Origin of the sequence: Curtobacterium sp. UCD-KPL2560, assembly GCF_001705035.1 — a bacterium.
In the GTDB taxonomy this organism is placed as follows: Bacteria; Actinomycetota; Actinomycetes; order Actinomycetales; family Microbacteriaceae; genus Curtobacterium.
In genome coordinates this window covers 1-12,928 of record NZ_MCIG01000083.1, presented here as the reverse complement: position 1 = coordinate 12,928, position 12,928 = coordinate 1, and the positions used below count along the sequence as shown (strand labels likewise).

8 protein-coding genes and 1 riboswitch are annotated in these 12,928 nt (G+C 72.7%); of the genes, 5 read left to right on the top strand and 3 right to left on the bottom strand.

All coding sequences use genetic code 11. The features are described from left to right. Positions 1–85 precede the first annotated feature (85 nt). Both BEP24_RS14305 and BEP24_RS14300 read left to right on the top strand, forming a co-directional pair. Complete coding sequence (locus tag BEP24_RS14305) at positions 86–1,090, top strand: aldo/keto reductase family protein (RefSeq protein WP_065964539.1); 1,005 nt, start codon at positions 86–88, stop codon at positions 1,088–1,090. 161 nt (positions 1,091–1,251) lie between these two features. Beyond that, on the top strand, positions 1,252–2,043 hold the full coding sequence (locus tag BEP24_RS14300; protein WP_065964537.1) for a polyprenol monophosphomannose synthase: 792 nt from the start codon (positions 1,252–1,254) through the stop codon (positions 2,041–2,043). Between the two features lie 259 nt (positions 2,044–2,302). Here the strand turns inward: BEP24_RS14300 and treZ are convergent, their stop codons facing one another. The 3 genes from treZ to glgX are packed head-to-tail and all read right to left on the bottom strand — an operon-like array spanning position 2,303 to position 9,050. Then, complete coding sequence (gene treZ, locus BEP24_RS14295; protein ID WP_065964533.1) at positions 2,303–4,057, bottom strand: malto-oligosyltrehalose trehalohydrolase; 1,755 nt, start codon at positions 4,055–4,057, stop codon at positions 2,303–2,305. Then, on the bottom strand, positions 4,054–6,540 hold the full coding sequence (gene treY / locus BEP24_RS14290) for a malto-oligosyltrehalose synthase (RefSeq protein WP_065964531.1): 2,487 nt from the start codon (positions 6,538–6,540) through the stop codon (positions 4,054–4,056). Before treY ends, treZ begins: the two co-directional genes overlap by 4 nt. Continuing rightward, positions 6,537–9,050, bottom strand: a complete 2,514-nt coding sequence (gene glgX, locus BEP24_RS14285; RefSeq protein ID WP_171898831.1) for a glycogen debranching protein GlgX — start codon at positions 9,048–9,050, stop codon at positions 6,537–6,539. Before glgX ends, treY begins: the two co-directional genes overlap by 4 nt. A gap of 129 nt (positions 9,051–9,179) precedes the next feature. Here glgX and BEP24_RS14280 point away from each other — a divergent pair, with 129 nt between their 5' ends. From BEP24_RS14280 to BEP24_RS14270, 3 genes are all read left to right on the top strand, one after another. Next, positions 9,180–9,500 carry a hypothetical protein gene (locus BEP24_RS14280; RefSeq protein WP_065964529.1) on the top strand — a complete coding sequence of 107 codons (321 nt, stop codon included), beginning with the start codon at positions 9,180–9,182 and terminating at the stop codon, positions 9,498–9,500. 132 nt (positions 9,501–9,632) lie between these two features. Beyond that, a riboswitch (TPP riboswitch) is annotated at positions 9,633–9,744 on the top strand. Next, complete coding sequence (locus tag BEP24_RS14275) at positions 9,739–10,383, top strand: ECF transporter S component (RefSeq protein ID WP_253181708.1); 645 nt, start codon at positions 9,739–9,741, stop codon at positions 10,381–10,383. It overlaps the preceding riboswitch by 6 nt. Positions 10,384–10,388: 5 nt before the next feature. Continuing rightward, on the top strand, positions 10,389–12,928 hold a 2,540-nt coding region (locus BEP24_RS14270), incomplete at its 3' end, for an ATP-binding cassette domain-containing protein (protein ID WP_216093149.1).

Genomic DNA, 12,928 nt, shown 5'->3' with positions numbered 1-12,928 from the left:
GCGGACAGACGAACGAGCCCGCCCCCGGCAACCAGGTACTCACACGACCTCTCACCCGCGCGCAGACCCCGCTAGCGTCAGCACCATGGAATTCAGGTACCTAGGCAACTCAGGTCTCAAGATCTCCGAGATCACCTACGGCAACTGGCTGACGCACGGCTCGCAGGTCGAGAACGACGTCGCCACCCAGTGCGTGCGGGCAGCGCTCGACGCCGGCATCACCACCTTCGACACGGCCGACACGTACGCGAACACGGCGGCCGAGACCGTCCTCGGCGAGGCCCTCAAGGGCGAGCGTCGCCAGTCGCTCGAGGTCTTCACGAAGGTCTACTGGCCGACCGGGCCGAAGGGCCACAACGACGTCGGGCTCAGCCGCAAGCACATCATGGAGTCGATCAACGGCTCGCTCGAGCGCCTGCAGACCGACTACGTCGACCTGTACCAGGCCCACCGCTACGACCACGAGACCCCGCTCGAGGAGACCATGCAGGCCTTCGCCGACGTGGTGCGGCAGGGCAAGGCGCTGTACATCGGCGTCAGCGAGTGGAACGCCGAGCAGATCCGCGCCGGTGCCGCGCTGGCCAAGGAGCTCGGCTTCCAGCTCATCTCGAACCAGCCGCAGTACTCGATGCTCTGGCGGGTCATCGAGGGCGAGGTCGTGCCGGCCTCGAAGCAGCTCGGCCTGTCGCAGATCGTCTGGTCGCCCATCGCCCAGGGCGTGCTGACCGGCAAGTACAAGCCGGGCCAGCCGCTGCCCGAGGGCTCCCGCGCCACGGACGAGAAGGGCGGCGCGGACATGATCAAGCGGTTCATGCGCGACGAGGTCCTCGAGGCCGTGCAGCGCCTGCAGCCCGTCGCCGAGCAGGCCGGCCTCACGCTCGCCCAGCTCGCGATCGCGTGGACCCTGCAGAACGAGAACGTCGCGAGCGCCATCGTCGGCGCCTCGCGTCCCGAGCAGGTCACGGACAACGTGAAGGCCGCGGGCGTGACGCTCGACGCGGATGCACTCGCCGCCATCGACGAGGCCCTGGGTGACATCCCGGAGCGCGACGCATCCAAGTCGGTCAGCCCGGCGCAGCGTCCCGCCTGACGCGACCACCCGACGGACGGGAGGCGCGGTGCCAGCCGGCACCGCGCCTCCCGTCCGCTGCGTGGTGGCGGCCGCGACACGCACCCTGACCGGCTTCGCAGCGGTGCGGAGGAGGTTCGGGGGCGGGGACCGGTACGGTCGTGGTGCGAACAAGGAGCATCATGAGCAAGTCCCTGGTCATCATCCCGACCTACGACGAGGCGGAGAACGTCCGTCCCATCGTCGCACGCACGCTGGCAGCGACCGACGGTGACGTCCACGTGCTCGTCGTCGACGACAACTCCCCGGACGGCACCGGTGACATCGCGGACGCGATCGCCCGTGAGACCGACCGCGTGCACGTGCTGCACCGCACGGTGAAGGACGGCCTCGGCGGCGCGTACCTCGCCGGTTTCGCGTGGGGGCTCGAGCGGGGCTACGGCAAGCTCGTCGAGATGGACGCGGACGGCTCGCACCACCCGGAGTACCTCCCGCGCATGCTCGAGCTCGCCGACACGAACGACCTGGTGCTCGGCTCCCGGTGGATCAGGGGCGGCGAGGTCGAGAACTGGCCGTGGTACCGCGAGTTCCTGTCCCGCGGCGGCAACCTCTACACGCGGATGGCCCTCGGCATCGCGGTCCGTGACGCCACGGGCGGGTTCCGGGTGTTCACCGCGGACGCCCTCGAGCGCATCGACCTGTCGGGCATCGCGTCGAAGGGCTACTGCTTCCAGGTCGACCTGTGCTGGCGCGCTCTCGAGGCCGGTCTGCACGTCGTCGAGACGCCGATCGTCTTCACCGAGCGCGAGTTCGGCGTCTCGAAGATGAGCGGCAACATCGTCCGCGAGAGCCTCACCCTCGTCACGAAGTGGGGGATCGACCGCCGCCTGCGCGAGGTCCGGTCGCTCGTGAAGGACCACCGCCGACTGCCGTCCGTCCGGACGAACGCGCACGTCGCCGTCGACCGGACCTGACCGGCCTGAGCAGTCCCGTTCGGAGCGGCGCGATGCCGCGGGTGGTGACCCGGGCTCCGGCCCGGTGACCCGCGCCGCGCGTCGCGCCCGGGGCCGCACCGGCGCCGCGGATCGTGGTCCGCTGCGCGGGTCGCGGGCGTCGGCCGTGCGGATCGCGTCCGACGCGCCGAGCGCGGCAACCCGCCACACGACGGACGGGAGGCGCGGTGCCGCTGGGCACCCGTGCCTCCCGTCCGTCGTGTGGACCGTCAGACGGTCGTCAGCGCACCACGACCACGCCACGGGACGCGAAGCGGACGAGCCCGTCCTCGACCGAGGCCTCACCGAAGCGGTAGAGCTCCTCGCCGGCCGCGTCGGGCACCGGGACCTCGGCGGCGTCGTCGGCGAAGTTGACGACCACGTGCACCGGTGCGGCGTCCGGCCCGAGGAGCCCGCGCGTCAGCACGAGCCACCGGTCGTGCTCGTCGAAGCGGACCGCGTTCGCCTCGTAGCGGTGGTCGACGAACGCCTGGTCGGTGCGGCGGAGCGCGACGAGCACCCGGTACGCCCGGAGGATCGCGGACCCGCGGTCCGACGAGGCGTCCGCCCAGTCGAGCTTCGAGTTCGTGAACGTGGACGGGTCCTGCGGGTCCGGGACCGTCGACTCGTCCCAGCCGTGCTCGGCGAACTCCTTGATGCGTCCCTCTGCCGTCACCTTGCCGAGCGCCGGCTCGGGGTGCGAGGTGAAGAACTGCCACGGCGTCGTCGCGGCGAACTCCTCGCCCATGAACAGCATGGGCGTGAACGGACCGAGCAGCGTCAGGGCGGCGGCGATCACGAGGGACTCGTCGTCCAGGGTGGCGGCGAGACGGTCGCCGGCGGCACGGTTGCCGATCTGGTCGTGGTTCTGGTTCGCGACCACGAGGGCGGTCGCCGGCGAGGTGCCGCGGTCGATCGGACGCCCGTGGCGCTTCCCGCGGAAGGACGACCACGTGCCGTCGTGGAAGAACCCGTGGTCGAGGACCTTCGCGAGCGCCGACAGCGGGGCGAAGTCGGCGTAGTAGCCGTTCGTCTCGCCGGTGAGGGCGACGTGGACCGCGTGGTGGAAGTCGTCGGACCACTGTCCGGCGAGCCCGTACCCGCCGGCCTCCTGCGAGCGGAACATGACCGGGTCGTTGAGGTCCGACTCGGCGATGAGCGACAGCGGGCGGCCGGCGAACTCCGAGTAGGCCTCGGTCTCCGACGCCATCGCCTGCAGCACGTGCGGGCGGGTGGTGTCGCGGATCGCGTGCACCGCGTCGAGGCGCAGCCCGTCGACGTGGTGGTCGCGGAACCACATGCGGACGTTGTCGAGCACGTAGCGCCGGACCTCGGGGTGCTCGACGTTGACCGAGTCACCCCAGGTGTTGCCGAGTCCCTGCAGCAGGTACGGACCGTACAGCGGCAGGTAGTTGCCGCTCGGGCCGAGGTGGTTGTAGACGACGTCCTGGATGACGCCGAGCCCGAGCGAGTGCGCGGTGTCGACGAACCGGTCGTAGGCGTCCGGGCCGCCGTACGGGTGGTGCACGGCGAACCAGCCGACCCCGTCGTAGCCCCAGTTCCACTCGCCGTTGACGGCGTTCACCGGGAGGAGTTCGACGAACTCCACGCCGAGCTCGACCAGGTGGTCGAGCTTTGCGGCGGCGGCGTCGAGCGTGCCCTCGGGCGTGTACGTGCCGACGTGCATCTCGTAGATGACGCCGCCGCGGGCCGGACGACCGGTCCATGCGTCGTCGGTCCAGGCGAAGCGCTCGGGGTCGACGACCTCGGACGGGCCGTGCACCCCCTCGGGCTGGTAGCGGCTGCGCGGGTCGGGACGGACCGCGTCGTCGTCGTCGATCCGGAACCCGTACCGGGCGCCCACGACGGGGACGACCTCGTCGGTCGTCCACCAGTCGTCGTCGCCGCGGGTGAGCGCGTGCTCGACGCCGTCGACGACGAGTCGGACGCGCTCGGGGTTGGGTGCCCAGACGCCGTAGCGTGCGGGAACGGTCATGCGTGACCCTCCAGGATCTCGATCTCGGCCTGCTGGTCGAGGACGGTGCCGTCGGCTTCCGCCGCGGTGTCGGAGCGGTCCCGGGTGCCGGAACCGTCCGTGGTGGTGGACGTGGTCGCCGTGGTGGCGGTGTCGTCACGCTCGGCGAGGTCGGCCGGGACGAGCAGCGCGACCGGGTAGTCGGCGAGGAGCTCGGACAGGGCGATGCCACGCGCGGCCGGGAAGCGTCGGCCGGTGAGCAGGTCGACACGCTCGAGCGGCACCGGGTGCACCAGCGTGTCGCCCCAGCCGCCGACACGCTCCAGCCCGACCGGGAGCCGGGTCGCGACCGTCACCGCGCCGCCGCGGTCGAACGCGAGGACGTGGTCGGCCGCGATCCCGGTCGCCTCGAGTTCGAGGTACCGGGTGAACAGCTCGGGGTGGTCGCGGCGGACACGCAGCGCGCGGCTGGTGACGAGCACCTTCGCGGCGCCGTCGATCCCGACCGCGGGGAGGTGCTCGGGGCCCGCGTCCTCCGGCCCGTCGAGGGTGGCGAGGACGTGCCGGAGCTCGGCGTAGTCGACCGGTCGACGGTTGTCGGGGTCGACGAGCGAGCGGTCCCACGCCTCGGTGCCCTGGTAGACATCGGGGACGCCCGGCATGGTCAGCTGGACGAGCTTCTGCGCGAGGCCGTTCGACCAGCCGGCGGCGTCGACCGTGCGGTCGAGCTCGTCGAGCACGGCGACCACCTCGGGGTCGTCGAACGCGGCGTCGACGAGGGCGTGCATCTGCCGCTCGAAGGCCTCGTCAGGCTCGGTCCAGGTCGTGCTGTCGCCCGCTTCGCGCGAGGCCTTCTCGGCGTAGGCGTGCAGGCGCTCACGGCTCGCCGGGCGGGATCCGACGATCGCCTGCCAGAGCAGGTCGGCGAGGACCGCGTCGGGCAGCGGTGCCAGCGTGTTCAGCCGCTCGAGCGCCGCCGACCACTCCGAGCCGAGTTCGGCGAGCACCGCGATGCGCGCACGGGTGTCCTCGCTCCGCTTGGTGTCGTGCGTCGTCAGGGTCGTCATGGTGTGCGGCCAGCTGCCCTGGCGGTCGCGCTGCGCCTGGTGGAAGTCGCGCACGGACACCGCGAAGACGCTCGGGTCCGCGCCGACCTCGCTCAGCGAGCTCAGGCGCGAGGTGCGGTAGTACGCGGTGTCCTCGACGCCCTTCGCCATCACCATGCCGGACGTCTGCTGCAGCCGGATCGCGGCGGCGTGCTGCGGGTCCACGAGCGCCGGGGCGATCCGGTCGATCACGTCGTCGAGGTCGGGGCGTGCCTCGGCGGCTCCTTCGAGGGCGTCGATGAGGTTGTGGACGCCCTCGGGCAGGTAGGTCCGGTAGACGTCGAACGAGGCGACGATCTCGGCCACCGCGTCGACGATCCGCTCCTGCGGCACGTCGGGAGCGGTCGGCGCGAGCAGCCGGGCGAGCCGGGCGACCTCGCTGCCGAGGATCCCGTCGGCGATGCCGCGTCGGGTGTCGTGGGTGAGCTGCTTCCAGTCGCCCGGCTCCGCACCGGAGGCGGCGGTCAGGGCTTCCTCGCCGACCGGGTCGACGAGGACGCGGTCGAGCAGGCCGAGGGCGTCGTACCCGGTCGTGCCGTCGACCGGCCACGACGAGGGCAGCTGCTCGCCCGGCTCGAGGATCTTCTCGACGAGCGTGTACGCGCCGCCGGTCAGCTCGTGCAGGTCCTGCAGGTAGCCAGCCGGGTCGTACAGGCCGTCCGGGTGGTCGATCCGCAGGCCGTCGACCAGCCCGTCGCGGAACCAGCCGCCGATCGTGGCGTGCGACGCGGCGAAGACCTCGGGCTCCTCGACTCGGATCGCGGCGAGGGTGTTGACCGCGAAGAACCGGCGGTAGTTGAGGTCGTGGTCGGCGCGCTTCCAGTGCACGAACTCGTAGTGCTGGCGGGCGTGCACGGCGGTCACGTCGTCGCCGTCCTGCACGGAGCCGGCCGCGGTCGGGTACGCGGTCTCGCCGACGCGGAGCACGGGGCGGTCGGCGTCCGACCGGTCGAGGGCCACGGCGTCGAGCAGGCGGTCGTCGAGCACCGGGATGCGGACCTTGCCGTCGCCGGCGTCCCAGTCGACGTCGAACGCCCACGCGACGGGCGAGCCCTGGCCCTGCTCGAGGAGGGACCACCACCACGGGTTCACCTCGGGGGTGGCGACGCCGACGTGGTTCGGCACGATGTCCACGAGGACGCCGAGGCCGGCGGCGTGCGCGGCCTCGGCGAGACCGCGCAGGGCCTCGTCGCCGCCGCGCTCGGTGTCGACGTGCCCGTGGTCGACGACGTCGTAGCCGTGCTGCGAGCCGGGCTCGGCCTGCAGCACGGGGGAGAGGTACACCCAGTCGGCGCCGAGCTCGCGGATGTGGTCCACCACCTCGGCTGCCCGGGTCAGGTCGAAGTCCGCCGTGACCTGGAGTCGGTAGGTGGAGGTGGGGACGCGTCGGGTGCTCACGCGGGTGCTCCTGTGCTGTCGGGTTCGTCGAGCGCGTCGGGTCCGTCGTGCTCGTCGTTCGTCGTGCTGGTGTCGTGCTCGTCGGACGGGGCCGCTGGTGCGTCCGAGCGCGGGCTCGAGCTCGAGCCCGCGACCGGCGCGTCCGCCCCGGCCTCGGCCCCCGGCGCGGTGCCGGGAGCGGCGACGGTCGGGTCCGCGTCCTCGGCCGCGTCTGCGCCCGTGTCGGCAGCGGCAGCGGCAGCGGCATCCGCAGCCGCAGCAGCATCCGCGCCCGCGGCGTCGGTGCCGTCCTCGGAGGCCGACGCCACGGGCGCACCCGCGGGGTTGGCGGTGGTCGGGGTCGTGGCGCCCGCTCCGGTGACGGCGTCCGAGCCGACCTCGACCGGCGTGGTCGAGACGACGTGGTCGGGTTCGGCGCGGAGCACGATCATCGAGCGCGCGGGGACGTCGAGCGGTGTGCCCGCCTCGTGCACCTCGTCGCGGGCGCCGGGCTCGGCGGTGTCGATGCGCACCGTCCAGCCGGGCGCGTACTCCTCGGGCGGGAGGATGAACATCACGACGTCGTCGTGGGCGTTGTAGTACGTCAGGAACGCGACGTCGGTGACCCGCTCGCCCCAGCGGTCACGGCCGCGGATGCCGTCGCCGTTCAGGTACATGCCGACGCTCTTGCCGAAGCCGGAGTCCCAGTCCTCGGGGTCCATGGCCTCGCCGGAGGGCGTGAGCCACACGACGTCGGGCAGGGGCTCGCCCTCGCCGCGCCGGACCGGGCGGCCGTTGAAGTACCGCGTGCGGCGGAACGTCGGGTGGTCGTGCCGGAGCTTGACCACGTCGGCCGTGAACTGGACGAGGTCGTCGTCGGCGAGCTCCCAGTCGATCCAGCTGATCGCGGAGTCCTGCGCGTACACGTTGTTGTTGCCCGACTGGGTGCGGCCGAGTTCGTCGCCGTGCGCGATCATCGGCACGCCCTGGCTGAGCAGCAGCGTGGCGAGGAAGTTGCGTCGACGCTGCAGTCGGAGCGCGTTCACGGTGTCGTCGTCGGTCGGACCCTCGACCCCGGAGTTCCAGGACCGGTTGTGGCTCTCGCCGTCGTTGTTGTCCTCGCCGTTGGCCTCGTTGTGCTTCTCGTTGTAGGCGACGAGGTCGTACAGCGTGAAGCCGTCGTGCGCGGTGATGAAGTTGATGCTCGCCTTGGGCGTGCGGCCGTCGTGTTCGTAGAGGTCGGCCGAACCGGAGATGCGCGACGCGAACTCGCCGAGCGTCGCCGGTTCACCGCGCCAGAAGTCGCGCACGGTGTCGCGGTACTTGCCGTTCCACTCGGACCACTGTGGCGGGAAGTTGCCGACCTGGTAGCCGCCGGGGCCGACGTCCCAGGGCTCGGCGATGAGCTTCACCTGCGACACCACCGGGTCCTGCTGCACCAGTTCGAAGAACGCCGCGAGCCGGTCGACCTCGTAGAACTCGCGGGCGAGCGCGGCCGCGAGGTCGAAGCGGAAGCCGTCGACGTGCATCTCGGTCACCCAGTAGCGCAGCGAGTCCATGATGAGCTGCAGCGAGTGCGGGTGCCCGACGTTGAGCGAGTTCCCGGTGCCCGTGTAGTCCATGTAGTAGCGCTTGTCGTCGTCGACGAGCCGGTAGTACGCGGCGTTGTCGATGCCGCGGAACGACAGCGTCGGGCCGAGGTGGTTGCCCTCGGCGGTGTGGTTGTAGACGACGTCGAGCACGACCTCGATGCCGGCGCGGTGCAGCTCGCGCACCATCGCCTTGAACTCCTGCACCTGCTGGCCCTGGTCGCCCGAGGCCGAGTAGTGCGAGTGCGGGGCGAAGAACCCGATGGTGTTGTAGCCCCAGTAGTTCGACAGCCCCTTCTCCTGCAGGGTCGAGTCGTTCACGAACTGGTGCACGGGCATGAGCTCGAGCGTGGTGACGCCGAGGCGCTTGAGGTGCTCGATGACCGCCGGGTGCGCCACGCCCGCGTACGTTCCGCGCTGTTCCTCGGGCACGTCGGGGTGGGTCTCGGTGAGGCCCTTGACGTGCGCTTCGTAGATGACCGTCTCGCCGTAGGGGATCCCGGGTGCCCGGTCGCCCTGCCAGTCGAAGAAGGGGTTGATGACGACGCCCTTCATCATGTGCGAGGCGGAGTCGTCGTCGTTCGTGGAGTCGGGGTCGCCGAACGTGTACGAGAAGAGCGACTGGTCCCAGTCGATCTCGCCGCTCGTCGCCTTGGCGTACGGGTCGAGCAGGAGCTTCGACGGGTTGCCCCGGACCCCGCTCTCGGGGTCGTACGGCGCGTGCACACGGAAGCCGTACTCCTGTCCCGGGGCGATGTTCGGCAGGTAGGCGTGCCAGACGTACGCGTCCACCTCGACCAGGTCGACGCGTTCCTCGTTCCCCGCGGCGTCGAACAGGCAGAGCTCGACCCGCTCTGCCACCTCGCTGAACAGGGCGAAGTTGGTGCCGCTGCCGTCGTAGGTCGCGCCGAGTGGGTACGGATTGCCGGGCCAGGTGTGCAAACGGTCCTCCAGTGGTGGGTCCCGCCAACATATCGGCGTGACCTGCCCGCGTCCGCAGACGAGGCCCCGCAGTGGACAGCAGCGCGCGGGCCACGGGCTGTGGAGGAACGGCCGAGTAGCCTCGCGCGCATGACTGACATCGTGAGCCAGATCGCGGACAAGGTGCGCCCGGTCGGCGTCTCCACCAACTACGGCGAGCCGATCGAGGTCGGCGACCAGACCCTCATCCCCGTGTCGCTCGGCTGGTACGGCTTCGGTGCCGGCGGCGACGGCGACAACGGAGGCGGCGGGGGCGGTGGCCTCTCGATCCCGGTGGGCGCGTACGTCCGCCGCCCGGGACAGGACCTGCAGTTCGAGCCGAACCTCATCTCCCTGCTCGCGGTGAGCATCCCGACCATCTGGGTGACCGGCAAGGCGCTCGCGAAGCTGGTGCGCGCACTCAAGAAGTGACCCGATGACGGACGGGAGGCCCGTGGCGACGCCGCCACGGGCCTCCCGTTGCGTCCGTGGTCGCGTCACGCGACCGACGCGACCGGTCTGCGCACGGGTCGCGGCGCGCGACCGGCGCGCGTCTAGACTGACGCCTACACACACGGGAGTCCGGGTCCACCGGGCTGAGAGGGAGCGAACGGCGCTCCGACCGTCGAACCTGATCCGGATCATGCCGGCGCAGGGAGGAGTCAGCACCATGCCTGCAACCATGCAGTCCACCGCACCGTCCACGACCACCGGGCGCTCGCTGCGCTGGCGCGTCGTCGACATCGTCGTCGCGAGCGTCCTCGCGGTCGCCATCGGCGTCGTCTTCAAGCTCTGGGAGTTCGGCTACGAGCCCCTCAGCACCGTGAGCGCGCTCGTCCTGCCGGGCTCGCAGTCGCTGTTCGGCGGCGTCTGGTTGCTCGCCGGACCGGTCGTCGCGATCATCGTGCGGAAGCCCGGCGCCGCACTGTACGCCGAGATGGTCGCTGCCTCGGTCGAGGCGCTGCTCGGCACCCAGTGGGGATGGCTCACCCTCGAGGCCGGACTCGTCCAGGGCCTCGGCGCCGAACTCGTCCTCGCACTGTTCCTGTACCGCGCCTACCGCCTGCCCGTGGTCGTCCTCGCGGGCGCCGCAGCCGGCCTCGCGATGGGCCTGAACGACACGGTGCTCTGGTACCCGGGCCTGGACGCCGGCTTCAAGGTCGTCTACGTCGTCTGCGGCATCGTCTCCGGCGCGGTCATCGCCGGTGCCGGGTCGTGGCTGGTCGTGCGGGCGCTCGCCGCCACCGGGGTGCTGTCGCAGTTCGCCGCGGGACGCGAGCACACCAAGCGGTCGAGCGCGGCCTCCCGAGCGTGACGACCGTGTCCGCGGGCGCCGGTCACACCGCGGCGGGGCCCGCGGACGCCGGCGCCGTCGAGGCCGTGGGTGCGCCCTCCGGGTCGAGCGGCGCGGCCGGCATCGAGTTCCGTGACTGGGGCTGGCGCTACGCGGCGCGCGACAGGTGGGCCGTGCGCGGCGTCGACCTGGTGATCCGCCCGGGGGAGCGGGTCGCCGTCGTCGGGCCGTCCGGCGCGGGGAAGTCGACGCTGCTGCGTGCGGTCGCCGCCGTGCTGCCCGACGAACCCGACCCCGACGACGACACCGCCGCCGCGGTGCAGGGCACGGTGCTCGTCGACGACCGGCCGCCCGGATCGGTGCGCGGGCGTGTCGGGCTCGTCATGCAGGACCCCGAGGCGCACACCGTGATGTCGCGGGTCGGGGACGACGTGGCCTTCGGCTGCGAGAACACCGGTGTCCCGCGGGACGAGACCTGGCGCCGGGTACGCCACGCGCTCGACGTCGTCGGACTGGACCTGCCGCTCGATCGCTCGACGACCGCGCTGTCCGGCGGGCAGCGGCAGCGGCTCGCCCTCGCCGGCGTGCTGGCCATGCGTCCGGGCGCCCTCGTGCTCGACGAGCCGTGCGCCAACCTCGATCCCGCGGGGGTCGCCCAGGTCCACGACGCGGTCCGGGCCGTGCTCGACGAGACCGGCGCCACCCTGCTCGTCGTCGAACACCGGATCGGCACGTGGCTCGACCTGGTCGACCGGCTCGTGCTGCTCGAGCCCGAGGGCGGGGTCGTCGCCGACGGGCCGCCCGCGGAGGTGCTCGCCGAGCACGGTGCGGCGCTCGGCGCGGCCGGCGTGTGGGTGCCCGGGTCGGAGCCGGCGCGGGGATCGGCACGGTCCGGTGACGCGGCGCGGTCCGGTGGCGCGGTGCTCCGGCTGTCCGGGGCGGGAGCCTCCGGGGGTGTCCTCGGTGCGCCGCTGCTCGTCGCGCGCGACCTCGGCACCGCACGGGGCCGACACCACCCGGTCGGCACGGGCATCGACGTCGAGGTCCGAGCCGGACGAGTCCTCGCGATCACCGGCCCGAACGGCGTCGGCAAGTCGACGCTCGGGCTGACGCTCGCGGGCCTCCTGCCGCCGGCCGCCGGGTCGCTCGCCGCGACCGACACGCTGCGGGGCGGCGACAGCGCCGGGCAGGGCGCGGTCGGTCCCGCTCCGTCGGCGTGGACCAGTCGCGAGCTCGCCGCCCGCATCGGCACCGTGTTCCAGGACCCCGAGCACCAGTTCGTCGCCCGGACCGTCCGCGAGGAACTCGCCACCGGTCCGCGAGCCCTCGGCCGGACGGACGTCGACGAGCGGGTGCAGCGGGTCCTCGACGACCTCGGGCTGCAGCACCTCGCCGACGCCAACCCGTTCACGCTCTCGGGTGGTGAGCAGCGGCGCCTCGCGATCGGCACGGTGCTCGCCGCGGAGCCGTCGGTCCTCGTGCTCGACGAACCGACGTCCGGTCAGGACCGGGCCACCTGGCAGGCCGTGGTCGACCGGCTCGGTGCGCTCGCCGACACCGGGACCGCGATCGTGGCGGTGACGCACGACCGTGACCTCGTCCGGGCGCTCGACGCGGACGAGGTCGTGCTCGGGGAGGACGGGCTGCGACCGGCCGGCCTCGGGACGGCGGGGCCCGAGGGCGTGGCCGGTGCTGGTGCCGGTGCCGCTGAGGCACCCGCGTCCGCAGCTGCGCCCGTGCGCGCTCCCGGGCGTTCCGCGGACGAGGTGGGCACGGCGGTGGGGGCGACCACCGGCGGCGCCGAGCCGGTGTCCGGGACGCGAGCCAGGCCTCCCGTCCGACCCCGCGGCATCCGCGGGGTGCAGCCCGTCGCGTCGCTGCTCGGGGTGCTCGCACTCGGGACGTGCCTGGTCCTCAGCCTCGACGTGGTGTCGGCGGCGGTCGCCCTCGCGCTCGAGGTCCTGCTGCTCCCGCTCCTCCGCCTGCCGTGGCGGACCCTGCTGCTGCGGACCGCGCCGCTCCTGGCCGCCGTGCCGCTGACCGCCCTGAGCATCGCGCTGTACGGACGGCCGTCGGGGCGGGAGTGGTTCGATCTCGGCTTCGCGCACGTCACGGACGGGTCGCTCGGACTCGCGCTCGCGACCGCCCTCCGGGTCATCGCCGTGGGGCTGCCCGCCGTCGCGCTGTTCGTCCGGGCCGATCCCACCGACCTGGCGGACGGGCTCGCGCAGCTGCTCAAGCTACCGGCGCGCTTCGTGCTCGGCGCGCTCGCCGCGATCCGGATGATGACGCTGCTGGGCGACGACTGGCGCCAGCTCGGCGCCGCGCGGCGTGCCCGCGGGGTGGCGGACACCGGGCGGCTGCGACGCGGTGCGTCGATGGCGTTCGCGTTGCTCGTCCTGGCGCTGCGGCGTGCGACGACCCTCGCGGTCGCGATGGAGTCGCGGGGGTTCGGCGCGCCGGGTCGGCGGACGTGGGCTCGGGCGGCGCGGTTCGCCGGACCGGAGTGGGCGATGCTGGCGGTGCTCGCCGGGGTCGGGGCGGTGTCGATCGGGGTGTCCGTCGC

Bases quoted from the DNA above. Each gene is read 5' to 3' on its own strand.
- BEP24_RS14305 (WP_065964539.1), top strand. From the start codon at position 86: ATGGAATTCAGGTACCTAGGCAACTCAGGTCTCAAGATCTCCGAGATC.
- BEP24_RS14300 (WP_065964537.1), top strand. From the start codon at position 1,252: ATGAGCAAGTCCCTGGTCATCATCCCGACCTACGACGAGGCGGAGAAC.
- treZ (WP_065964533.1), bottom strand. From the start codon at position 4,057: ATGACCGTTCCCGCACGCTACGGCGTCTGGGCACCCAACCCCGAGCGC.
- BEP24_RS14280 (WP_065964529.1), top strand. From the start codon at position 9,180: ATGACTGACATCGTGAGCCAGATCGCGGACAAGGTGCGCCCGGTCGGC.
- BEP24_RS14275 (WP_253181708.1), top strand. From the start codon at position 9,739: ATGCCTGCAACCATGCAGTCCACCGCACCGTCCACGACCACCGGGCGC.